We start from the raw sequence: 22,364 nt of genomic DNA, 5'->3' as shown, positions 1-22,364 counted from the left end.
CTCCTCTTTGTGTAAAAAGTGTTTTACATTTTTAAGCATACTTAAAGACGGATAGTTTGTCAAAAACTTTTTACATATATCTTTATCACTTGAACAGGGATGAAAGATGCAGGAGATATAGCGAACGGCGGATGATGAATCCGCCAGGTTTGACACGGGAGCCTTCTCATAGTAAGAAAATTACTGACAGTTAGCACAGGATTCAGCTGAAGGGCATACTGCCCGGGTTATTCGCCATAAAACATCCGGCTGGAGGACCGAGAATCGTGGATTGACGGATTGGCGCTACAGCCTGTGCATAGGTCACGGGAGGCACACAGTAAGCACGGTGCATGACTTCGGGCGGGGTAAGGCGAAGAAAGTCGGAACCAAAGACAACATCCGGGGTGGGCTGATCAAAGATTGTCAGCAGGTGGACATCGTCGGTCAGAGCAATAATCCAGTGAAACCATCCTCTGGGCAGCATGGATACCTGTCCGGGTCCTACCTGATAACTCATCAGTTTTTGAGTAAACGGGTTGAATACGGACGTGATCACAGATCCGCTGATGATAAAGATCATTTCCGAGACATTCGTATGCCAGTGTGGCTGGATGATGATCCCACGGGTCATATGGACATTGAAAAAACCATTCCGGATTTCCGGAAACTGCGGTCCGAACAGTTGCGTAACCGTGTTATACGCGTCGAGATGCTCAGTAACCTTTTTCGTGGAATCAGCAAACAGTGTAAAAGCTGGATCAGCCGGATTCATTGTCAAACCAATCACACTCCATTCGTTTAAGGGTATAGGTTACAGCCTATGCCTGATAAGGGCGGAGAGTGCGTAGATTTTCCTGAACTCTGTTATTTTGGATATAATTTTTCCTGAATGGCCTTTTCAACCTTTTTTACCGGCATACTTTGACCAGTCCAGAGCTGAAAAGCCAGAGCGCCCTGATAAATCAGCATACCCAATCCGTTGAAGGTGACGCAGCCCTTCTCCCGGGCAGTCTGCAGGAGGCGTGTCTGCCGCGGTTCGTAGATGACATCACAGACAACAAGAGATGGATCCAGATCCTCGATCAGTTCAGCCGGGACCGGAATGGACCGGTCATCTCCCATACCGATATTTGTCGTATTGATCAGGAAGTCACTCTCGGAAATGGCTTTGCGCAAAGCCTTCCTGTCATTGTAATCATAGAGCCGGATAGATGTCCCGCATCTTCCTGAAAAATGATCCAATGTATCGGAGACCGTCCGAAACGTAGCGTTGTGCCGTTTAAAAACATGGATGGAACTTAAGCCGCCTGAGGCACCAGCTGCAATGACTGAAAGCCCTGCACCTCCTGCACCGAGAATTGTGGCGGTCTTCTTTTGAACGGGATAACCCTTTGCAGATAAGCTGGCAAAAAATCCGTTTCCGTCTGTACTGGTGCCGATCAGATACCCGTCATGGTTGATGATGGTGTTCACCGCGCCAATCATTTGTGCTTCGGGAGTCAGCTCATCCAGATAGGGCAGTACTTCTTTTTTGAATGGCATCGATAAATTAACCCCACCCATATCGAACTGACGTATACTTTTAACTGCCGTCCCAAGATCATCCTTCAGATCAAAAGCGAGGTAAACGGCATTAATCTGTCTTGCCTGAAAACTGAGATTATGCATCAGAGGGGACAGACTGTGTTTTGCCGGGTGGGCAAATAGGCCGTACAGCCGGGTATGTCCGTTGATTGTATCCATATTTGAGGTCATGCTCCTTTATACCTTAAGTTATGTAACAGCCGCCAGAGGTATTATTATCAAAATATCAATCAAGAAAATAAACGTCAAGTAATCTCTGCTTTCTTACAACAAATCAGATCGATTCTTAATCATTCTTTAGCGTCACCTTCCGTATCCTGCCTGGCTGATAAACCTGAAGCCGGCTGATATATGCTCAGGATCGGCTGGAAAAATCCGAAAGACGGCTGATATATTTTCAAAGTGGCAGAAAAAATCCGAAAGATGGCCGATATGTGCTCAGTATCGGCTGATATATTCGGAACTCGGCTGATAAAGGGTGACACAGGTTCAGCAGCACCGGTTCGTGTGAATGATTGAAGATACAGGGAAGAATGATTAAAATAGAATCATGTTTAGAAATGAAAAAATGATCAATTTTATTACATCGAATGTCAGGCTGTGCTATGAATCTATCTGACTTTAAAAGGATGGAGGGGGTTAATGGTGAAAACGATCGGGCTGATCGGGGGCATGAGCTGGGAGTCGACCGCTCATTATTATGAAAAAATAAATCAGGAAATAAAGAAAAGAATGGGTGGGCTGCATTCCGCTAAAATCATTCTAAACAGTCTCGATTTCGCTCCGATAGCTGAATGGCAGGAAAATAATCAATGGGAACAGGTTGCCGGAGCAGTGATTTCAGCTGCACAGTCTCTTGAACGGGCAGGTGCCGATTTTATTATCATTTGCAGTAACACCGGCCACAAAGTCGCGCAGCAGGTTTCAGCTTCAGTATCGATACCCTTTCTCCATATCGCACAGGCAGCATCAGACAAAATCAAAGAGAATCAGCTGACGAAAGTGGGGCTTCTCGGGACAAGATACACGATGGAACAGGATTTCTACAAAGATGTTCTGAAGAAAAATGGAATAGAGGTTATGATTCCTGATTCAGAAGAAAGGAAGCGTTTAAATAACATCATTTTTAATGAACTGTGTCTGGGGAAAATCAATAAGAGATCGTCTGATTTCCTTGAACACGTAATAGAAAATCTGATTAACCACGGGTGTCAGGGAATCGTCCTGGGATGTACAGAATTGGATATGCTGATTCCCGATGACGAAGTATCAGGAGTTCCGGTTTTTGATACGACAAAAATCCATGTCGAAGCTGCAGTTTTACAAGCACTGAAACAGCAGGTCAGGTAAAATGTGCAAAGCTATTAGAGATCACAATCTATGAAAATACGAAACATGATGTTGATTGAGACTGGGTTATGATTCAATGGAATGTGATTTCTCTTTCTCCTGTCTATGAAACAAATTATCTCACCTGGACTCCGGATTCCTTTTAGAGTTCATAATCTTTAGCGCCTCATACGGGACAGGCGCTACACACCGCACAACAGTCCTGCCGCTTTCACTAAGGATCATCTTGTTTAAGAGAACGGATTAAAATTATAGGGTAAGGAATGACTGCAATGGCTGATGTACCCGCCCCAATAAAAAAAACATATCCTGAAATATTCAAACCCGTTATGGTGTCCAGATCCTTTCGCTTTTTATGGATCGGTAATTCTTTATCGACCTTTGGTACAGCGATAACGAATGTCATCCTGCCCTTATTAGTTTATGAGCTGAGCCATTCACCAATGTCGATGAGCCTGATCATGGCAGCCTATATGATTCCGGAAGTCCTGATTCTTCCTTTTTCCGGGATTCTCGTGGATCGCCTGAACCGTGCAAACGTCATGAGGATTGCTGATATCATTCGGTTTGTTTTAACAACCGGAGTGATGATTCTCGGCTTGTACGGCGTGTTATCCATTCCACTGCTTGTCGTGATGATGGGATTCATGGGGCTCATGAATGGTTTGTTCCAGCCGGCTTATTCTGCGCTGCGAGCCACTGTTTTTGTTCCGGATATTCGCAATTCAGCCAACGCACTAAGCCAGTTTAGCGAGCAGTTGCTCAGACTTCTCGGGCCATCTGTCGGTGGATTAATTATCAGTTTTACAACCGCTTCTTTAGGTTTCGGGATTGATGGGTTAACCTATCTGATCTCATTTATCTGCCTGATGTTTCTAACTCAGGAGGGAATGGTCAGTAAACGCAGCCCCCGGACAGCATCTTTTTTCAGTGAATGCTTCGAAGGGGTACGTGTGATCAGACAGCGCACCTGGCTGTGGGTGACCATTCTCTTCTTCAGCCTGGTCAATATTTTTATCTCCGGAGTAGCCACGGTGCTCATACCCTGGCTGATCAAAGTACATGATCAATTGCCTGATTTTGTTTACGGCTTTGTGATGTCAGGGGCAGCTTTGGGTTCCATTACAGTCGCGTTCGTATTCGGCATGAGGAAAAAGTGGAGGTACCGGGGCATCCTCGCCTACAGTGGCGGGGCGACAGCAAGTCTTGCCCTGCTGGTCATGCCTTTTGCTCAGCACGCCGTTCTGCTGACGATCCTGATGGCACTGACTGGTGGGGGTCTCATGCTGTTCAGCCTCATCTGGCAGACCAGTCTCCAGGAACTGGTTCCTCCTGAAGCCTTTGGCCGGGTAGCCAGTATCGATATGGTCGGGTCTTTTGCCCTTCTTCCGGTCGGATTTTTATTAACCGGGTGGCTTTCTGAAGCGATTGGCGGTGTTGAATCGCTTCTCCTGATGAGTGGCATTGCTGCTCTCTCGAACATATTGATCCTGCTGGTCCCTGCGATTCGAAAATTTGATTGATAACCCATTCATCTTGTTGAGATTTTTTTCTGTTGGTGACATACTTTTATTAAATATTTTCAACCGATCTTCCGTTCATGAAGACCGGAATATTGCAAAGAAGGCTGACATCATGTCAAAATTAAATCAATCAAGCTGTACAGCGGTACTGGTCGGGAAGAAGGCTTCCATTGACGGTTCAACGATGATTGCCCGCAATGAAGACGGCTATGGGGCGCTCAACCCGAAACGATTTACAGTGGTGAAGGCTAAAGATCATCAGAGCAGGTTTGTTTCAAGCATTAACGAGTTTGCGGTCGACCTGCCTGACAATCCGCTGCGCCATACCTTTACGCCAAGTGCTGATGAGTCGGAAGGGGTATGCGGAGAATCGGGGATCAATTCGGCCAACGTAGCAATGAGTGCGACCGAGACGGAATTCACTAATCCACATGTACTCGGGCTTGATCCGCTGGTAAAAGAGGGTATTGGTGAAGAAGCCATGGAGTCCGTGGTTCTGCCCTATATTCATTCCGCGCGCGAAGGGGTACAGCGTCTCGGGCGGATCATTGAAGAATATGGGACGTACGAGAGCAATGGCATTGCCTTCTCGGATGCAGATGAAGTCTGGTATATGGAAACGGTCGGCGGTCATCATTGGGCAGCCCAGAGGATTCCGGACGACGCGTATGCTATTGCACCTAATCAAACCGGCATCCAAAACATTGATTTTTCCAAACCGGAGGCGTTCATGTGGTCGACAGATCTCAGGACTTTTGCTGAAAAAAATCATTTAAATCCTGACAAGACGGGATTCAATTTCAGAAAAATATTTGGTACACAGACTGAGGCGGACCGACATTACAACACCCCGCGTACCTGGTATGGCCAGAAATATCTTAATCCTGAAATTGAGCAGGAGCCAATGAGCGATTATCTTCCGTTTATTCAGCGAACGCCTCATAAGATCAGTATTGAGGACATCCAGTATATTCTGAGTTCCCATTATCAGGGAACCCCTTATGATGCTTTCGGAAATGGAACGGAGGAACAAAAACATACCTTTCGCCCGATTGGTATCGACCGGAATCAGGAATTTCATATTCTGCAAATCCGTAGCGATGTTCCAGCCGAATATGCGGCCATTCACTGGCTGACTTTCGGCGTTAATCTTTACAGTGCTCAGGTCCCATTTTTTGCCAATGTGAACGACACGCCGGAAAATTATAAACATACTACCGGTAAAGTAGATCTGAATTCTGCATATTGGCTGAACAAAACGATAGCTGTACTTGCCGAACCGCAATATCATCGGGTAATTAATCAGGTAAATGAATTTAAGGACGAAGCGCAAAGTTATGTATGCGGGCGGGTTAAGGCAATCGACAGGGAGGCATCAGGGCTATCCGGCAGCAAGCTCACAGATTTTCTGACAAAGCAAAATGAGATTACCGCCGCTGGAGTGACGAAACGGACTTACGCACTGTTTGATACCCTGGTCAAAGAGGCCAGCAATCATATGCTGCTCACCTTTGAGAAAGGACAGAATTTATAAACATATAAGGCACAGATAGAATATGGCGCTTTTCTGACTGTTGGGCTGATCGTTGTTTAAATAAAACCCGCAGCCCTTTTTTATCCCCGTTTTCTATTTTGACCGTTTGTCCAGTTTGAAGTGTAACTTGTTGAATCGGTTTCCGATAAACTTGCCGGCTCAAGATAAAAGGGTGGTGTACAATAGTATCAGCGGAGGTATTATTGTTCCGAATGGAGGAATATATCATTTATGCGATTATTTTCAAGACTGAGGGATCAATATAATCTGAAATGCTCGGTATGCGGAAAAACCATTCAACCCGATGAATTTGTCTGTATCATCGGGAAGTCACCCAAAAAGTCATACAGTGGCCTTACTAAACCTCTCATTAACAAACTTGTAAGGGATACGAAGGGGAAAATATACTGCCAATATTGTTTTAAAAAAAGATATAAATAGTTGTTTTCCCTGATCGGGGCAATTTCTGAGAGTGAAAAATTAAAAGGTGATGATGAGATGAGTTATTTTCTTGAAACTGAAAGGCTGCGCCTGCGTACCTGGGAATCTGATGATATCCTGTCTCTCAAACGTTTCCTGCAAGACAAAGAAGTAATGTATGCCTATGAAAACGATTTCTCGGATGAAGAAGTTCAGAAATGGCTGGATTGGAATATCAGATCGTACCGGAAAAATGGCTATGGATTGTGGGCTATTGAGCTCCGTCATTCGGGCGAAATAATTGGTGAATGCGGTCTGACTGATCAGGCGGTAAAAGGCAAAGTGTATTTAGAAATCGGCTATCATCTGGTTAAAAGTCACTGGCATAAGGGTTATGCCATAGAAGCTGCAAGAGCCTGTAAGTACTATGCCTTTGAAAAACTGCATAAAGAAGAAGTGGTTTCCATTGTCAGAGACACAAATATTTCATCGATGAATGTAGCAATCAGAAACGGAATGGTTGTTGCGACCAGATTTGTGAAGGATGCCCACGGGGTTGAGAGACCTCATTATGTCTTTTCAGCGAAAAAGTCTGCTGACAAAAGATGGGTAGCAGCTCATTACCTGAATCAGGATGAAGGCAGAACCAGGATGGAATCAGAAAACAAAAGCGACGGTCGAATCATCTTCTGAATCAGAAGATGACAGCTTCTATTCTGAATAGGAACACCTATTTGTAAACAGAAAAATGTATGCGCTTACTGTGGCCGAATAATATCCGTATATAAAAGGAGAAGTGAAAAAGTTGTGGAATAACAATGAAGTCACCCGCAGGCTGAATATAAAATATCCGATCATCCAGGCCGGAATGGCAGGAGGACCGACAACGCCAGAACTCGTTGCGGCTGTATCAAATGCGGGAGGGCTGGGTACATTGGGTGCCGGATATATGACAGCGGATCAAATGAAGAAGAGCATTAAAAAAATTAAGAGGCTTACAGAAAAACCATTTGGTGTCAATCTTTTTGTCCCGCAGCACGCAGACAGAGATACTGAAAAGGTTGAAGCATCGAACCGTTTGCTCTGGCCCATTCGGCAAACATTGCATTTAATGACGCCTTCTGTTGAAATTAAATCTGAAAATGAGCAGTTTGAGCAGCAGATTCAGGTCATTATCGATGAGAAAATCACGGCCTGTACGTTTACATTCGGTGTTCCTGAAAGGAAAATGCTCCATCAGCTGAAGCATCAGCACATCATAACAATCGGGACGGCAACGACAGTCAGAGAGGCCGAAATTTGTGAGAATCTGGGGTTTGATATGGTGGTTGTTCAGGGAAGCGAGGCAGGAGGACATCGGGGGAGCTTTGCTGTACCATATGAACAGGCGATGATTGGTACCATCTCCCTGGTCCCGCAAACAGTTGATCATGTATCGATACCCGTTATTGCAGCCGGTGGAATCATGGACGGGCGCGGGGTTTTAGCTGCACTGGTCCTGGGTGCGGAGGCTGTTCAAATGGGGACTGCATTCGTCACATGTGATGAGTGCGGTGCTCAGAAACTTCATAAAGAGTCTATATTGAATAGTTCTGAAGATGAAACGACGGTAACCTCTGCTTTCAGTGGCAAACCGGCAAGGGGTATCCGTAATCAGTTCATTGATTCATTAAAGCCATATGAAAAGTCATTACCTGATTACCCTGTTCAAAATGCGTTGACGAAGGATATTCGGTCTGAAGCAGCGAAAAATCATCGACCGGAATGGATGTCGATGTGGTCAGGGCAAAGCACGCGCTTAAGTAAAAAAGGATCTGCCAGTCAGTTGATCCATTCCATTGTAGCGGAAATAGAAGATTTTTACTTACACATTTAAAACAACGGGTTCCCAATGGAATCGTGAATGAAGGATACAGGCTGCTCCGCTTTGTTTGTGGCGCATGCAGTCTGATGAATAGCATAATGGTGTCAAAAGGACGAAAATGCTCTGGACTTTTGGAGGAGAAACCGGGAGATTTTATCGGGTACAGACGGGCATGGTGTCTATCCGGATGGGCTAGCACAAGCCGCATTGGGCAGATTCACAGACATCGAAACGCCATTCGTCTTTTGTTAACACAACTGTTTAAAAGAGGGGAATATATAGACGTATTTCGCTCGATGCCTTATAATTAAGTTCATTCAGGAGGAATCGTAAAATATGGCAGTGCATGATACTGCTCTCTGATGGAGCCGGTTTTTCTACTCATTTCTTATCATGAGGAAGAAAAAGGCTCTATTGTTTTATCCGATCATTTAACAGGTGATTCAAATGGTTCTGGGTTCACCGGATGAACGGGATTCCGATTACTAAAAGGAGCAACTATTCTATGGACATCGTCAAGGAAACAGAAAACTATGTAAAATTAAAACTGCTGGGTGAGGGGAGCGGGCATGACTGGTGGCACGTGAAGCGAGTCTACGATAACAGTTTGATGCTCTTGAAACACGACATGAACCAGAATGTGAATGAAAGGGTCGTTAAGCTGGGTGCGCTTCTTCATGATATAGCGGACTGGAAATTCAATCATGGTGATGAAAAGGCCGGGCCACGGGCTGCCAGGAAGTGGCTTGAATCACAAAATGTCGCTCAAGATGATGTTAATCACGTTTGTCAGATTATTTATGACCTTTCATTTAAGGGAGGCAAATCCAGATCACCCATGAAAACTATTGAGGGTGAAATCGTGCAGGATGCAGATCGCCTGGATGCAATCGGTGCGATTGGTATTGCCAGAGCCTTTGCATACGGGGGTTATAAAGGACAGGAACTCTATAATCCGCTTATTCTGCCAAAAGAAAATCAGACGGTTGCAGAGTACAAGTCTCAGCAAACAACAACGATCAATCATTTTTTTGAAAAGCTTCTCTTGTTGAAAGACAGGATGAACACCCGTCCAGCCAAAGAAATTGCAATGAAACGTCAGCGTTTTATGATTGATTTCCTTGATGCTTTTTTGAAGGAGAATCAGGCTGAGGATTCATGGCACGCAGCAAGACTGGACAGATATAAAGCAATGGATCGCTGATGGGATGAACTGATTTGATCTTTTCCAAAGGAGAGAGGACAGATGTTATTTCATTACCATTTCTGGACCCCTTATGTTGAGAAAACAGAAAATTTTTATACAAGCCTTGGTTTTCGTGTAACTCAGCGGATCGGAAGATATCAGGGAGAATTCCGGAATTATAATCCTCCGCTGTCATGGGCTGATTTCCGGGAAAAAGGTATCCAGTTCCGGATTATAGAAATGAAAAAAGGGGCAGTCAACCTCACCTGCGGATATGGCAAACGTCCAAAGTTTGATCATATCGGCTTCCTCGTAACAGAACCGGAATATCAGGGGATCATCGGGCGTGCGCGTGAGATGAATTTCACCATCCATGCCAATAATCGGCGCACATTTATTGGCATACCGTTCGGGTTCCGGATCGAATTACAAAGAAACCGGGATGCTGTTGAAACAGTGGACAGTCCGATCAGGCTGAAACAGCTGAAGCTTATTTCAGAAAGAGACGGGCTGCAAAGTACCCTGACTCGCCTGTTTGGAGAGGCGAATGTCCCTGTCACTGTGGTGAAAGGGGAGAAAACGACGCTGGCATCAGCTACCCTGGGTGGTCTTCGTATCGACAATAAACCGGATCCGAATGGTGTTTGGCTCATCAAATATCAGTTTTAAATTGGGCAGGGTAATTATCACAGTTTTTGATGTGCGTTAATAAATTGTGTCAGGTATTCATTACACCGGCGACCTCGCGCGGGAGGATAAAGACGAATATTTCTATCTTGTCGGGAAAAAGTGGAAACTGGGTGAGACTTACATTGTCCTTGTTCAGACAAGGGAAAAGCATCTGCACATCCCATATCACCGATGCCGGACGGGTCTCAATCATCTGGCTTTCCATGCGGATTCCCGGCAAGAAGTGGACGATCTGACGAACGGCGTTGACTGAGTGCGGCGTTCCTATCTTATATGCGGATCGTCATCCGTTTGCGGGCGGGAAGGACTATTACGCTGCTTTCTTTGAAGACCCGGATCGCATCAAGGTTGAACGTGTTGCGTCGCCGTTGAAGACCGAGAAAGAAGTGAAGTGAGATGTTGATCAGGGATTACAAAAAAGAAGATGAGGAAGCCTGGCTGCGCTGCCGTGTCCTGTCTTTTTTACATACGGCATACTTTGACAATGTTTATCAGAAGAAGGAAACTTATGATCATCCATCAATTGAGCTGGTTGCGGTTGAGTCGGGTAAGGTTATCGGTTTGATTGACGTCGAATATGAGAGCGAGCCGAAGAGTGTGTGTACCTTATGTTCATCTCGAGGCGGAATGATCTGGCATCTGGCTGTTCATCCGGATTTTCAGCGACAGGGCATTGGCGCGAAGCTGCTTGCCGCGGTAGAAGCAAGCTTGAAAAAGCTCGGTATTTTTGAACTTGAAGCCTGGACAAGAGACGATCCGTGGGTGAATGACTGGTATCGAAAAAATGGTTTTATAAAGGTCAGTAGCTATCTGCACGTTTGTATAGAGGCAGAAGAAGTGAGACGTGCTGTCCACTCCTCAATTGCGGGGCTTCGCCCACTTGGTGTTTTTGCCTATTATTCAGGAGACAATACTGAAAAAATCAGAAAAGCTTTTCACAGGGTGCATGAGTGTCGGGGTTTTGTAAAAAAAACTAAATGGCAATTCAGACCGGTCAGTCTGTTGATAAATGAAGGGGATTTCTTAAAGTGGTAAATAAGTCGCCACTGCCTGTCTATGCTGTCAACTCACTAACAGGTTTCTTAAGGGGTGGATGAAAACGGACGATAACTGGAGCAGATTGGATAATGCGGCACTTATTTTTCCTGCCGCTGCGGGGAAAGCCGACACGCAGGTTTTTCGTATATCCTGCGAACTGTACGACAGGGTTGATCCTGCTATCCTGCAAGATGTACTCGATCAGACGATCCGGATTTTCCATGTCTATCAATCAGTGTTGAAACGCGGTTTTTTCTGGTATTACCTTGAAAGTACGGACAGGATGCCTATCGTCCATGAGGAAAATACACCACCCTGTTCGGCTATTTACAGAAAAAACAGGAAAAATCTGCTTTTTGATGTGAGTTACTATAATAACCGGGTAAATCTGGAGGTCTATCATGTGCTTTCGGATGGGACTGGAGCGCTGCATTTTCTCAGAACACTGATCACAAAATATTTATCACAACGGCATCAGATAACCGAACCGTCCTTGGACTATGACGCCTCGGCTATGCAGATGAGTGATGACAGTTTTCATAAGTACTATACGGGTTCTCCAAATGTCAGGCAGAACAGACGTGGATATGCCTGTCGGCTGCGAGGCCGCAAATATCCTGAAGACAGGCTGAAAATTATGACCGGTTGGGTTAACCTGCGCCCTTTACTTGATGCGGCGCACCAGTACCATACAACACTTACTGTATTTCTTGGCGCCTGTTTGATGATGGCCATCAGCGAGACCGTGCCTGCCCGGGCAAAAAGAAGGCCTATTGTTCTGGATGTTCCGGTCAATCTGCGTGGCCATTTTCCTTCATCAACGGTGCGAAACTTCTTCAGCGTTTTACTGATCGGATATGATTACTGGAATCTTAGTGCCTCGTTTGAGGATGTCGTGAAAAAGATTGGCGACGATTTACGCATCGGTCTGTCAAAAGAGAATCTGACCCGGATTATAGAAGCTTATTCGGCTGTGGAGAATAATATTTTTTCAAGAATCACACCGCTCTTTATCAAAGATCGTGTGTTAAGGGCTGCGTACGATCTCGCCATGCGGCGGAGCACGGCAGGTTTTTCTAATCTTGGGGTCATCTCCATGCCGCATGAAGTGGAGACATTTATCCGTTCATTTGATGTTTGCTCCGGGACCAACGGATTGCAGATATGCATGTGTTCCTATCAGGATCGACTGAGTGTCAGTTTCTCATCCCCCTTAATCAGCTCTGAGATACAGCGCCGATTTTTTCGAACCTTGACCAATCTGGGCGCTAAAGTCGAAATGGCAACGAATCCGACAGGCGACGGGAAGGTGGAAGCATGAAATATTGCGGAAAATGCAAGGTGAGCTTCCGAGGGGAAGAGACCGTGTGTCCCTTATGCCAAAACAGGCTGTCAGGCGTTGATGAGAAAGCAATCTATCCTATGGTACCCACAATATACAGACAATTTGAGCTGTTTTTTAAACTATTGATTTTTTCGACGATTATAGCAGGCGTCACCTGTGTTGCCATCAATCTCATACTTCCTCAAAGCGGATACTGGTCCGTTTTTGTCGTGCTCGGCATCCTTTGTTTCTGGATCAGTCTACTTTATGCGCTGAGGAAGAAGGATAATATTCCAAATAATATCACGGCTCAAGTCTTTATTCTATCCACTTTGAGTTTTGGATGGGATTGGTTCACTGGATGGCGGGGCTGGTCGCTGAGTTTTGTGATTCCCATCTCCTGCTCTGTTGCCATGCTGTCGCTGGCTATTATAGCTAAAGTAACGAAAATGCCGGCCGGGGATTATATCATCTACTTGATTGTAGACATCGTGTTCGGTACCGTTCCGCTTATATTCTATTTGACAGGACTTGTCGGATTTGTCATTCCATCCATCATCTGCATTTCCCTGAGCGCCTTATCTCTTTCTGCATTGATCCTGTTTGAAGGGAAAAACGTACTACGCGAGATTATTAAGAGCTTTCATTTATGATGCCAAGTGAGACGAAGGTGCTTTCACTCCTGATCGGAGACTCTTGTTCTGTAAAAAGGAACCTGGTTTTTGAGTAAGGAAAAGAAGCCTGCCACTTTAGTGGCGGGAGGTTCACCAGAAAGGTGGATTACACAGGAATTGAAAAAAATCCGGACTTTTTCGCCTGATCTGTAGTATAATGTTTTTACTCTTAGATAGAGGAGGAAATGCGTGTGTCTGAGAAACTGAGGGTGGGTATTCTTGGCGGAACCGGTTTTGTCGGTCAGCGATTTATCACGCTGCTGGAAGACCATCCGTTTTTTAAAGTAACGACTATTGCAGCAAGCGGCAGGTCTGCCGGAAAAACATATGAAGAAGCGGTCAAGAATCGCTGGAAACTTAATATTCCCATGCCGGACTCTGTAAAGGCTATTCAGGTCAAAGATGTACAAGATGTGGAAGAGATCAAGAGAGAGGTTGATTTTGTCTTTTGTGCTTTGAAGATGGCGAAAGATGAGATCAGGGAACTGGAGGAAAAGTACGCCAAGGCGGAAATTCCGGTGATTTCAAATAATTCTGCGCATCGGGGCACACCGGACGTACCGATGGTCATCCCGGAAATTAACAGCGATCATCTGAAGATCATTGATGTGCAAAAAAAGCGCCTGGGTACAAAATACGGTTTTGTTGCGGTAAAGCCGAACTGTTCGATCCAGAGTTATGTGCCGCCACTCTCTGCACTTAAGGCGTTCGAGCCTGAAAAGGTTGTGGTCAGCACGTATCAGGCGATCTCAGGGGCCGGCAAGACCTTCAAAGACTGGCCGGAAATCGAAGACAATGTCGTTCCATTTATCAGCGGCGAAGAGGAGAAGAGCGAACAGGAACCGCTTAAAATATGGGGCCATATTCAGAACGGAAAAATTGTTAATGCGACAGAGCCTCTGATTACCACACAATGTATCCGCGTTCCTGTCTCTGATGGTCATCTGGCAACCGTTTTTGTATCATTCCGGAAAAAACCGACAAGGGAGCAGATTCTTGAATGCTGGGCATCTTACAGCGGCAAGCCGCAGGAGCTGCATTTGCCCAGTGCACCAAAACAGTTTCTGAAATATATGACCGAAGATGACCGCCCGCAGACCGGGCTGGACCGTGATTTTGAAAACGGCATGGGTATTACGATGGGCAGATTAAGAGAAGATACGCTGTTTGATTATAAATTCGTTTGCCTGTCGCACAATACCTTAAGAGGTGCGGCCGGCGGGGGTGTCCTTACTGCGGAATTGCTGAAAGAAGAGGGTTACCTGCTATCCAGAAAAGAGAAAAAAGCAGGCGTATCCGCGCAGGGGAGTCATTGAATCATAGCCGGATCATGAAGCCGCCAGAGAGGCATAGAGCCTTCCTGCCGGCTTTTTCGTTCCTGATAAAAAATTTCAGGCAAAAAAAGTGGATCTTTTGATGATAATCCGTGGCCGCTCTTTCTGCAGGATAATCAGTTTTCTGAAAGGAAAAGAGTCTGGAAGATCAAAAGATTTATTCCGCACGACCGGGCAGTACCGCCTCAGGGCGATGAGGGTAAACGGATAACCACTCGCAGCAGTCCGATAGGTTCAACTGACAATCAGTGGAGGATGAAGCCCTCCATTGATTGTTGTGATTCATTTTGAGATTTCCCGTATGATGTCTCGAAGGACGTGGATGGCTTTTTTCATTTCTTCAGGCGATGCATAGGCATAAGAAAGTCGTAAATACTGCTTTGCACTTCGATCATACAGAACACCCGGATTAAGCAGGACGCCTCTCTTCAGGGCGAGGTCAAAAAGAAGGCGCGGATTCACGGGAGGAATCAGTTTCAGCCAGATGTAAAACCCTCCGGAAGGTACCCGCCAGGAGGCGAGATCTGAAAAATACCTGTCAAGCAGTTCAACCAGAGTGTCTCTTCTGGCTCGTAAATGTTTTCGAATGAATGAGGCCTGTTCGTCATAAAATCCGTTTTCAAGGCATTTCACGGCAGCGTACTGGGACAGGGAACTTGAGCCGTAGTCAATCTGCATTTTTATATCTGCCAGGCGGTTAATAACAGGTTCCGGTCCGACTATCCAGCCAATCCGCATTCCTGCACTGAATATCTTGGAAAAACTGCCGATATACAGTACATTTCCTGATTGATCGATACTTTTCAAAGGGGGAGGGGGTGGTGCATCGAGCCACAGCTCACGGTAAACATCATCCTCAATAACCGGCAGTTGCTTCTGTTCACAAATTGATAAAATCTGCTGTCTTCTTTTCTCGGACATCAGCGTTCCTGTCGGATTATGATAGCAGGGAATTGTATAGAGAATCACGCCATGATATTTCCTTTTTATTTCCCCTAACTGCTCCGCTCTGATCCCTTCCGAATCGGTCGGCACGCCAACAAATCGCATACCTGAAGACTGAAAAACATGAATGGAATAAAGATATGAAGGCTTTTCCAGAAGAAGAGTCGAACCATGATCCAGCAAACCTGTTGAAATGAGTTGCAGGGCCTGCAGAGCGCCTGAAACGATCAGAATAGATGAAGGGGAGGCGTCTATACCCCATCTTTTCAAATAACCGGACAGCTTTTCGCGTAAATGCTCGTCTCCTTCAGGCTCCTGATACCCCAGAGAGAGCCGGTTACAGGAAGCAAACAGGCTGCTGAACCGATTGTAAGGCAGAAGATCCGGACTGAGTTCGCCTGTTCCCAGTCGAATCACTTCTGGAGAGAATTCAGCCTGGTTGATTTTTTGAATCATCGGAAGATTTGGTTTATACTGCCCGGATTCCACATAGGTGCCCCAGTTGGTCGGTTTCTTGCCGGCCATCAGTCCCCATGTATTGTTAAGAACGTGCGTTCCACCGCCGTGTCTGCCTTCTATCAGGCCACGGGATGTCAGTAATTCAAGTGCAGTAATGATTGTACTGCGGTTGACATGAAAAGAATCGGCCAGTGATCGCTGGGAGGGCAGACGCGTTCCCGGTGTCCATTCGCCGTTTTTAATTTTATCTTCGATGTGTCTTTTGACTTGCTCATAGAGCGGGACTTCAGACTGGCGGTTCAGGTGCATGGGCGAGCACTCCTCCTGAAGCTGGAAAGATTTCTTCGGACAGCCTCAATTTTATTGTATCATCATTTGGCTGGTTCCATTTAAAAAATTTTGGCTGGAGACTTATCATTGCATGACTGGCAGAATAGGGAGTGTAAACTTCTATTGGCTGGTGTGAAAAGAACAGGAGATGGGTTCATGTTTCTTGCTTTCATTCATGGGTTTATGTTGGCACTTGGTCCGATTTTACCTCTTGGTGCTCAGAATATTTTTGTTTTTAACCAGGGCACTCATGCCCGGAAATTGACGGATGTTCTGGCCGCAGTACTGGCTGCTTCCTTCTGTGATACACTGCTTATTCTGCTTGCTGCAACCGGGGCGTCCCTTCTTGCTTTTTCCTTCCCGGTCATTCAGAATCTGTTTCTCACCGCAGGAATCATTTTTCTGATCTGGATCGGATGTTCAATCTGGAAGAATACAGAAGCTCATCAGGAGACGGACAATGGACGGCTGCCCGCCAAAAAGCAGATCACTTTTGCCCTTTCGGTATCATTATTGAATCCTCATGCGATTCTGGATACCGTTGGCGTGATCGGGACCAGTGCACTGCGTTATTCGGGACCTGAAAAATGGACGTTTGTCGCAGCCTGTATCTCTGTGTCATGGGTCTGGTTTTTTGTACTCGCTTTATCAGGTCATGGTATCGGGAAAATCACAAACGGACCTCAGGCTTTACGACTGATTAACAGACTTTCTGCTTTACTGATCTGGGGAATTGCCGCCTTCGTCGCTGTCGGTCTAATCCGGTCGTTATCCGGCTGAAAATGCCTTCCGGGGAGGATTCGTATGATTCAGCCTGCAAGCCTGCAGAATCTACGTCTCAGGACGGATGAAGGATAAACTGCCTGAGCCTAAACTGAATATAACAAATCAGATCTGAAGGTGAAAAAATGACTCTGGCAGAAGTATCCGAAAAACAAATCAAAAAGGCTGTAACCAGCGATTTTGTCGGCAGTTTCAGCAGTTCTTTATTCAATTTTGCAATTAGCTTATACATACTTAAGTTAACGGGATCAGCGATGAATTTCGGAACCACACTGTTAATTGGCCCGTTGATCGGCATTCTGTTCTCACCCGTCATCGGCTATGTTGCCGATCATTTTGATAATAAACGTGTGATGATCATATCCCAGACAGGCTGTGCCTTGCTGCTCCTGCTTTACAGCGTCCTGTTTCCTGTTCTGAATGACTGGCATTATCTGATGGTTCTTTTCATCGTAGCAACGATGGGCCTGAACATCCGTTTTTTCAATATAACCTATCAGGCATCTGTATCCCGGCTGGTTGACAGGCCGTTCATTCAGAAACTGAATTCACTGGAACAATCCTCGGTCGCTTTAGCCAATATTGCCGGACCGATTGCTGCCGGAGTGATGTTCGCTCTGGTACCTTTCTCCTTTTTTATTTATTTTGAAGTGGTCGCCGAAATCATCGTCATTCTGATTGTCCTCAGCATGAATTTCCATCTGATCGATGAACCTGCTCGTTCAGAATCTGAATCGGAAAATATGTGGACGGCAATGAAGCAGGGGCTGAGTTATGTCAGCAAACGACCTTTAATCCTGTTTATGATTAGCGGAGCATCGATAATCAATTTTTTATTTGGTGTTTTTGTGGTCGGGTTCCCGTATCTGATGATCCAGGTTCTGAAGATGGGAAACTTTCAGTACAGTCTGACAGAGGCGGTCTTTTCAGCAGGAATGGTAGTGGGAGGGTTAGTTTTGGCAAAATTGAAAATAGATAGAAATCCGATTGGAATGGTCGGCCGGGCCTTGCTGTTCGTTGCCGTGCCGATTATCTTCACCATTCTTCCGCTGCTCTTTCACCTGAATACCTGGCTGTCAACGGCCATTTTCAGTATGACATACTTTATCGTGGCAGTAGCACTCATCTTTACTAATGTTCCCATGCAGACATACATGCAGAAAACCATTCCTGCCCAATATCAGGGAAGAGTTTTCACGATTATGATGGTTGGCTGTACGTCACTTCAGCCACTTGGCATGTTTGTCTATGGTGCGCTGTTTCAATATTTTCTTCCGATACCGATCATCCTTGCCTCGTTCCTGTGCTTTGTCATCATCAGTCTGCTGGCTCACCGGGCAGGTAAAAGCAGCAGAATAAACGAAGCCTCCCTTGCCGATTAAAATCGTTCGCGAAAAACAGTTATTGATCTTCCCGGACACTTGCGGCACAATAGTTTTATAGGATCAGGTGAGGGGATGAATCTGGTGTTATCAGTAGCAATTGACCAGGCTGGTTACGAGTCGGGTTCACCGATTTTGCGAAACATCCATTTTTCCGTTCGGCCGGGAGAACTTGTCGGCTTAATCGGACCGAACGGTGCAGGAAAGAGTACCACAATCAAATCGATTCTCGGGATTATGAAGAATATTAAGGGCACGTGTCAGATTGATCATTATGCTTATGTACCTGAACGCCCAATCATATATGAGAAGCTGACTCTGTGGGAGCATATCAGGTTTTTACGATCTACGCTGAATGTAAATGAGGATGAATTTCTTCACAGGGCACATGATCTGCTTGAGCGATTCCAGTTAACCCATGTCGTTCATCACTATCCGGAAAGTTTTTCAAAAGGCATGCAGCAAAAGGTCATGCTCATCCTCGCCTTTCTGAAGCAGGCAACGTGTTACATTGTAGACGAACCCTTTATGGGGCTCGATCCTAAAGCGGTGAAAAAGCTTCTGCAGTTGCTTCAGGATGAAAAAGCGAAGGGGGCAGGGATTCTGATGTCCACCCATGTTCTTGATACAGCGGAAAAAATCTGCGACCGTTTTGTTCTGATCTCCGGCGGCAGACTGATCATTCAGGGAACCCTGGATGAGATCCGGATGTCGAGCGGTTTAGCGGATGGGTCCCTGCTTGACTGCTTTGATGTCCTGACAGAAGAGGCATCCCATGTCGGGAACTAAACTTTTCTGTCAGAGATTCCGGCGGGAATGCCGGTACCAGTGGGGCATCATCCGATCTGTCGTCGGCTGGACGATCATGCTCTATATCATCATACCTGCCGCTGCGATTGCTCCATTCCTGTACGCCGATGTATGGAAAAACATCCATTTCTACTGGGACGACGGGATCCCGATTATTTTCCTGATTGCACTTATATTGCTGTTCTCCGGACATGGAAACGTCAGGACCTGTTTACTGGATGCCGATCTGCTTTTCCTGATTCAGGAAAAAAGAAGACTGATTCAGCTTAAACACTGTGCATTGTTGGTGTCACTGTTCGTTCTGATTGTCATTGAAGCGATCGTTTTTCTTCTTGCCTGGCCTGTATTAACAGAAATTTATCATTTTTCACAAATTGAAATTCTGTCTTTATTTCTTCTTGCTGCAGGATACAAACTGTCTGTTATGTCCATTCGTAAATTTACCGAAGGGACGATTGTGCGCCGTCTCTGCATCCTGCTTGCGTATGGGGCGGCCAGTACACTCGGCTTTACGCTTAATTCACGGTTGTGGCTGATTTCAGGCGTTACCTGTACGGCCCTGATGCTCCTTCTGAATTTGATTCAGGCGGGCAAAACAAATCGCTGGTTTCGTGAGCTGGAGATTGAGCATCAGGAACATGTTAAATTCATCAGACCCATTCTGCATTTTACTTCAGGAATTGAAAAACCAGTTTCGGTCAAAAGGAGACCGCTGATTCTGTTCCGCAGATCCGGAAGCCTGTTCAATAAGCCGGGCAGGGAAAACGGTCTGCTTGAACTTCTGCTGAAAACCTTTCTCCGTCATAAAAGTTATCTTGCGGCTTATGTGCAACTGACCGGATTGACCTGTTTTGCGGTCATCGTTCTGCCTCTCTGGCTGAAATGGGTCGTCTATGTCCTGTTCATCCTGTTCATGAAACTCTGGCTGAGTATCCTGTTCCGAAAAATGACTGCCAGTCCGTTTTTTCGAGTGGTTCCCTTCGATTCAGAAATACGTGTACCGGTCCAATCCCGGTTTCAGAAGTGGCTCGGTTTTCCTGTGATCATGCTGACCGGAGGGGTCACCCTGATGGCTACACTGGTACTTTGATAAAGAAGTGGATGAAGGATCCCGGGGAAAAAACAGTGGATTGGGAGGGAAGCACAATCACAAGGGATGTTAAGATTCGAAAAGCACAGCTGAAAGATACAGTCAGCATCAGAAAGGTTGCCCGGATCACGTGGAGAGCAACTTACCAGGAACTGATTCCGATTAAAATTCAGAATCAGTTCCTGAATGTTGCTTATTCCGACAGAAACATGAAGTTACGCATAGACCAGACGCTTTTTTTCGTTGCGGAACAGGAAGGAGAGATTGTCGGTTTTGCCAATGCCACCATAAAAAAGGATGACGCCGAACTGAGCGCCATCTATGTTCTTCCTGAATTACAGGGGCACAGCATTGGGAGCAGGTTGCTGCAGTCTGTTCTTAGCAACCTTGATCATGCCGGGCAACTGGTCGTCGATGTTGAGTCAGGCAATCAAATCGGTGAGCGGTTTTATCATTAGCCGAGAACACTCGTGACTTCAGTCATGAGATGAATCGGCGTATCTTCTCAATACTGTAATCACTAAATTGTTAAATGATCTGTTTTGTTCTTTGGCTATTTGTTCCAACTCTTTCTTTAAGTCTTTCTCAATGGTCAATAGTGTTCTTGTTTTGTTACTCGCTATCGTACTCATATCATTGTCACCTCGTTACTATAATAACATTTAATCATAATATTTACAAGATAATGACATCATGATATATTATAGTTAAAGAAAAGAGGTGAAACAACAATGGTATTAAAAGGTTTAAAGTTAAGAATATATCCTGACAAAGAACAAAAACTTAAAATTAAATTAAACTTTGGCTATAACCGTTTTGTGTGGAATCAGATGTTAAACATGATGATTGAACGATACCACAACAATCCCGACTCTTCTTTTCTTAGCGCTTTTGCATTGAATAACATGCTTAAAGCCTTGAAGATTGAGTATCCATGGTTAAAAGATGCTGAGAGTACCAGTTTACAATGTACGAATCATGATCTGGTGGAAGCATATAAAAAGTTTTTCAAAGAACATACCGGTTTTCCAAAGTTTAAATCAAAGAAATATCCGAAACAAAGTTATCAATCAAAATGTGTAGGTAAAAACATTAAACAAGTTAATAAACATCATGTTAAATTACCGAAATTAGGAATTGTGAGATTCAAAGCAGGAATTAAAATCCCTGAAAAAATTAAATCAGTAACTGTTCGTCTATCACCAACAGGAAAATATTATGCTGTGCTGCTTGTTGAATATGAAAACCAAACATTCAACAAAACAGGAAGGCAATTAGGTATTGACCTGGGTGTTGCCGATTTAGTCATTGGATCTGATGGTATTAAGTTCCCTACCATTCGTTTTGACAAAATCTTAGCCAGGAAGAAACATTACTGGGAGAAACGGTTAGCTAGACGTAGATTGCAAGCTCAGAAAGAAATCGCATGGGATAAGCATAATAAGGTACTTAATCCCAGATGCCTCGATGACTTTAAAAATTATAAAAAAGCCAAATTAATGGTTGCTGAATACAATGAGAAAATGACTAATCAACGCAATGACTATCTCCATAAAATTACAATGCAATTAGTTAAAGATAATGATGTCATTGTCATAGAAGATTTGAAAGCAAAAAATCTTCTACGCAATCACAAATTATCCAGAGCAATTGTTAATCAATCCTGGCGGGAAATTAGACGGATGCTTGAATACAAATGTGCATGGTGTGGTAAAAAATTAGTCATTGTCAATCCCTATAAGACATCACAAATATGCTCGGAATGTGGTTATGATGACGGAAAGCATACGTTAGACATAAGGGACTGGACATGCCCTGGCTGTGGGCATCATCACGATAGAGATATTAACGCAGCAAAGAATATTCTTCGGCTCGGGACGAGCCTTGGTAAAAGAGTTGTGACCTCTGCCTGAACGTTAGGTAAGTGTGCAATGTTCCCAGAAGCACACGACTTGAGTCGTGTGAGGTTCACCAGGCAAAAGGTTTTACAGTAGTTAAAGATTTTGAAGATGACTTCATGGGCAATCCGTTGAAGACCAGAAGGATGCGCTTGACCCTGAAG

General features: G+C 45.1%; 20 protein-coding genes and 1 pseudogene. 18 read left to right on the top strand and 3 right to left on the bottom strand.

All coding sequences use genetic code 11. The annotated features are described in order from the left end of the window. Positions 1-202: 202 nt before the first annotated feature. Both ABNN70_RS12590 and aroE read right to left on the bottom strand, forming a co-directional pair. On the bottom strand, positions 203-754 hold the full coding sequence (locus tag ABNN70_RS12590; RefSeq protein ID WP_353949438.1) for a cupin domain-containing protein: 552 nt from the start codon (positions 752-754) through the stop codon (positions 203-205). Positions 755-846: 92 nt separating this feature from the next. Beyond that, entirely contained in the window at positions 847-1,725 is an 879-nt protein-coding gene (aroE, locus tag ABNN70_RS12585) for a shikimate dehydrogenase (protein ID WP_353947981.1), read from the bottom strand. Between the two features lie 486 nt (positions 1,726-2,211). Here aroE and ABNN70_RS12580 point away from each other — a divergent pair, with 486 nt between their 5' ends. The 12 genes and pseudogenes from ABNN70_RS12580 to asd all read left to right on the top strand — a co-directional run bounded on the left by ABNN70_RS12580 (position 2,212) and on the right by asd (position 14,485). Next, positions 2,212-2,916, top strand: coding sequence for an aspartate/glutamate racemase family protein (locus tag ABNN70_RS12580; RefSeq protein ID WP_353949437.1), 705 nt, complete (start codon positions 2,212-2,214; stop codon positions 2,914-2,916). A 272-nt stretch (positions 2,917-3,188) separates the two neighbouring features. Beyond that, the gene (locus ABNN70_RS12575) at positions 3,189-4,439 is read left to right on the top strand and encodes an MFS transporter (RefSeq protein ID WP_353947980.1); all 1,251 of its coding nucleotides are present in this window, start codon (positions 3,189-3,191) and stop codon (positions 4,437-4,439) included. A 112-nt stretch (positions 4,440-4,551) separates the two neighbouring features. Then, positions 4,552-5,973: a C69 family dipeptidase gene (locus tag ABNN70_RS12570; RefSeq protein ID WP_353947979.1), complete on the top strand. Its 1,422-nt coding sequence runs from the start codon at positions 4,552-4,554 to the stop codon at positions 5,971-5,973. Between the two features lie 498 nt (positions 5,974-6,471). Continuing rightward, entirely contained in the window at positions 6,472-7,086 is a 615-nt protein-coding gene (locus ABNN70_RS12565; protein WP_129930722.1) for a GNAT family N-acetyltransferase, read from the top strand. Between the two features lie 112 nt (positions 7,087-7,198). Continuing rightward, entirely contained in the window at positions 7,199-8,269 is a 1,071-nt protein-coding gene (locus ABNN70_RS12560; protein WP_353949436.1) for a nitronate monooxygenase, read from the top strand. Positions 8,270-8,762: 493 nt separating this feature from the next. After that, positions 8,763-9,461, top strand: coding sequence for an HD domain-containing protein (locus tag ABNN70_RS12555; protein WP_353947978.1), 699 nt, complete (start codon positions 8,763-8,765; stop codon positions 9,459-9,461). A gap of 42 nt (positions 9,462-9,503) precedes the next feature. Continuing rightward, positions 9,504-10,112: a hypothetical protein gene (locus ABNN70_RS12550; RefSeq protein WP_353947977.1), complete on the top strand. Its 609-nt coding sequence runs from the start codon at positions 9,504-9,506 to the stop codon at positions 10,110-10,112. A gap of 55 nt (positions 10,113-10,167) precedes the next feature. After that, positions 10,168-10,528 (top strand): annotated as a pseudogene (locus ABNN70_RS12545) (VOC family protein). A gap of 1 nt (position 10,529) precedes the next feature. Beyond that, positions 10,530-11,168 carry a GNAT family N-acetyltransferase gene (locus tag ABNN70_RS12540; RefSeq protein WP_353947976.1) on the top strand — a complete coding sequence of 213 codons (639 nt, stop codon included), beginning with the start codon at positions 10,530-10,532 and terminating at the stop codon, positions 11,166-11,168. Positions 11,169-11,226: 58 nt separating this feature from the next. Beyond that, positions 11,227-12,492 (top strand): hypothetical protein, encoded by a 1,266-nt coding sequence (locus ABNN70_RS12535; RefSeq protein ID WP_353947975.1) that lies wholly within the window; start codon positions 11,227-11,229, stop codon positions 12,490-12,492. Positions 12,493-12,593: 101 nt separating this feature from the next. Continuing rightward, a complete protein-coding gene (locus ABNN70_RS12530) occupies positions 12,594-13,148 on the top strand; it encodes a DUF6320 domain-containing protein (protein WP_353947974.1) in 555 nt (184 codons plus the stop codon). A 212-nt stretch (positions 13,149-13,360) separates the two neighbouring features. After that, entirely contained in the window at positions 13,361-14,485 is a 1,125-nt protein-coding gene (gene asd, locus ABNN70_RS12525) for an aspartate-semialdehyde dehydrogenase (RefSeq protein WP_353947973.1), read from the top strand. Positions 14,486-14,785: 300 nt separating this feature from the next. On the opposite strand, the gene ABNN70_RS12520 is transcribed toward asd, so the two are convergent. Continuing rightward, positions 14,786-16,216: a PLP-dependent aminotransferase family protein gene (locus tag ABNN70_RS12520; RefSeq protein ID WP_353947972.1), complete on the bottom strand. Its 1,431-nt coding sequence runs from the start codon at positions 16,214-16,216 to the stop codon at positions 14,786-14,788. Positions 16,217-16,393: 177 nt separating this feature from the next. On the opposite strand from ABNN70_RS12520, the gene ABNN70_RS12515 reads away from it, so the two are divergent. The 6 genes from ABNN70_RS12515 (at position 16,394) to ABNN70_RS12490 (ending at position 22,215) form a co-directional block, all read left to right on the top strand. Then, on the top strand, positions 16,394-17,017 hold the full coding sequence (locus ABNN70_RS12515; RefSeq protein WP_353947971.1) for a LysE/ArgO family amino acid transporter: 624 nt from the start codon (positions 16,394-16,396) through the stop codon (positions 17,015-17,017). Between the two features lie 128 nt (positions 17,018-17,145). After that, positions 17,146-18,402, top strand: a complete 1,257-nt coding sequence (locus ABNN70_RS12510; protein ID WP_353947970.1) for an MFS transporter — start codon at positions 17,146-17,148, stop codon at positions 18,400-18,402. A gap of 81 nt (positions 18,403-18,483) precedes the next feature. Continuing rightward, complete coding sequence (locus ABNN70_RS12505) at positions 18,484-19,191, top strand: ABC transporter ATP-binding protein (protein WP_129930754.1); 708 nt, start codon at positions 18,484-18,486, stop codon at positions 19,189-19,191. Next, positions 19,178-20,302 carry an ABC transporter permease gene (locus ABNN70_RS12500; protein WP_129930742.1) on the top strand — a complete coding sequence of 375 codons (1,125 nt, stop codon included), beginning with the start codon at positions 19,178-19,180 and terminating at the stop codon, positions 20,300-20,302. The genes ABNN70_RS12505 and ABNN70_RS12500 overlap by 14 nt, the downstream gene beginning before the upstream one ends. Positions 20,303-20,337: 35 nt before the next feature. Then, positions 20,338-20,760 (top strand): GNAT family N-acetyltransferase, encoded by a 423-nt coding sequence (locus tag ABNN70_RS12495; RefSeq protein ID WP_129930744.1) that lies wholly within the window; start codon positions 20,338-20,340, stop codon positions 20,758-20,760. A gap of 273 nt (positions 20,761-21,033) precedes the next feature. Next, positions 21,034-22,215 carry an RNA-guided endonuclease TnpB family protein gene (locus ABNN70_RS12490; RefSeq protein WP_353947969.1) on the top strand — a complete coding sequence of 394 codons (1,182 nt, stop codon included), beginning with the start codon at positions 21,034-21,036 and terminating at the stop codon, positions 22,213-22,215. The last annotated feature ends 149 nt before the right edge of the window (positions 22,216-22,364 follow it).

The sequence above is a fragment of the Sporolactobacillus sp. Y61 genome, assembly GCF_040529185.1.
GTDB lineage: Bacteria > Bacillota > Bacilli > Bacillales > Sporolactobacillaceae > Sporolactobacillus.
The sequence above is the reverse complement of the archived record's forward strand: the minus strand, read 5'-3'. Positions and strand labels throughout refer to the sequence as shown.

What these genes read in the sequence shown, in the direction of transcription:
- ABNN70_RS12590 (WP_353949438.1), bottom strand. Translation starts at nt 754, where the DNA reads ATGAATCCGGCTGATCCAGCTTTTACACTGTTTGCTGATTCCACGAAA.
- aroE (WP_353947981.1), bottom strand. Translation starts at nt 1,725, where the DNA reads ATGGATACAATCAACGGACATACCCGGCTGTACGGCCTATTTGCCCAC.
- ABNN70_RS12575 (WP_353947980.1), top strand. Translation starts at nt 3,189, where the DNA reads ATGGCTGATGTACCCGCCCCAATAAAAAAAACATATCCTGAAATATTC.
- ABNN70_RS12570 (WP_353947979.1), top strand. Translation starts at nt 4,552, where the DNA reads ATGTCAAAATTAAATCAATCAAGCTGTACAGCGGTACTGGTCGGGAAG.
- ABNN70_RS12565 (WP_129930722.1), top strand. Translation starts at nt 6,472, where the DNA reads ATGAGTTATTTTCTTGAAACTGAAAGGCTGCGCCTGCGTACCTGGGAA.
- ABNN70_RS12555 (WP_353947978.1), top strand. Translation starts at nt 8,763, where the DNA reads ATGGACATCGTCAAGGAAACAGAAAACTATGTAAAATTAAAACTGCTG.
- ABNN70_RS12550 (WP_353947977.1), top strand. Translation starts at nt 9,504, where the DNA reads ATGTTATTTCATTACCATTTCTGGACCCCTTATGTTGAGAAAACAGAA.
- ABNN70_RS12540 (WP_353947976.1), top strand. Translation starts at nt 10,530, where the DNA reads ATGTTGATCAGGGATTACAAAAAAGAAGATGAGGAAGCCTGGCTGCGC.
- ABNN70_RS12535 (WP_353947975.1), top strand. Translation starts at nt 11,227, where the DNA reads ATGAAAACGGACGATAACTGGAGCAGATTGGATAATGCGGCACTTATT.
- ABNN70_RS12530 (WP_353947974.1), top strand. Translation starts at nt 12,594, where the DNA reads ATGGTACCCACAATATACAGACAATTTGAGCTGTTTTTTAAACTATTG.
- ABNN70_RS12520 (WP_353947972.1), bottom strand. Translation starts at nt 16,216, where the DNA reads ATGCACCTGAACCGCCAGTCTGAAGTCCCGCTCTATGAGCAAGTCAAA.
- ABNN70_RS12515 (WP_353947971.1), top strand. Translation starts at nt 16,394, where the DNA reads ATGTTTCTTGCTTTCATTCATGGGTTTATGTTGGCACTTGGTCCGATT.
- ABNN70_RS12510 (WP_353947970.1), top strand. Translation starts at nt 17,146, where the DNA reads ATGACTCTGGCAGAAGTATCCGAAAAACAAATCAAAAAGGCTGTAACC.
- ABNN70_RS12500 (WP_129930742.1), top strand. Translation starts at nt 19,178, where the DNA reads ATGTCGGGAACTAAACTTTTCTGTCAGAGATTCCGGCGGGAATGCCGG.
- ABNN70_RS12490 (WP_353947969.1), top strand. Translation starts at nt 21,034, where the DNA reads ATGGTATTAAAAGGTTTAAAGTTAAGAATATATCCTGACAAAGAACAA.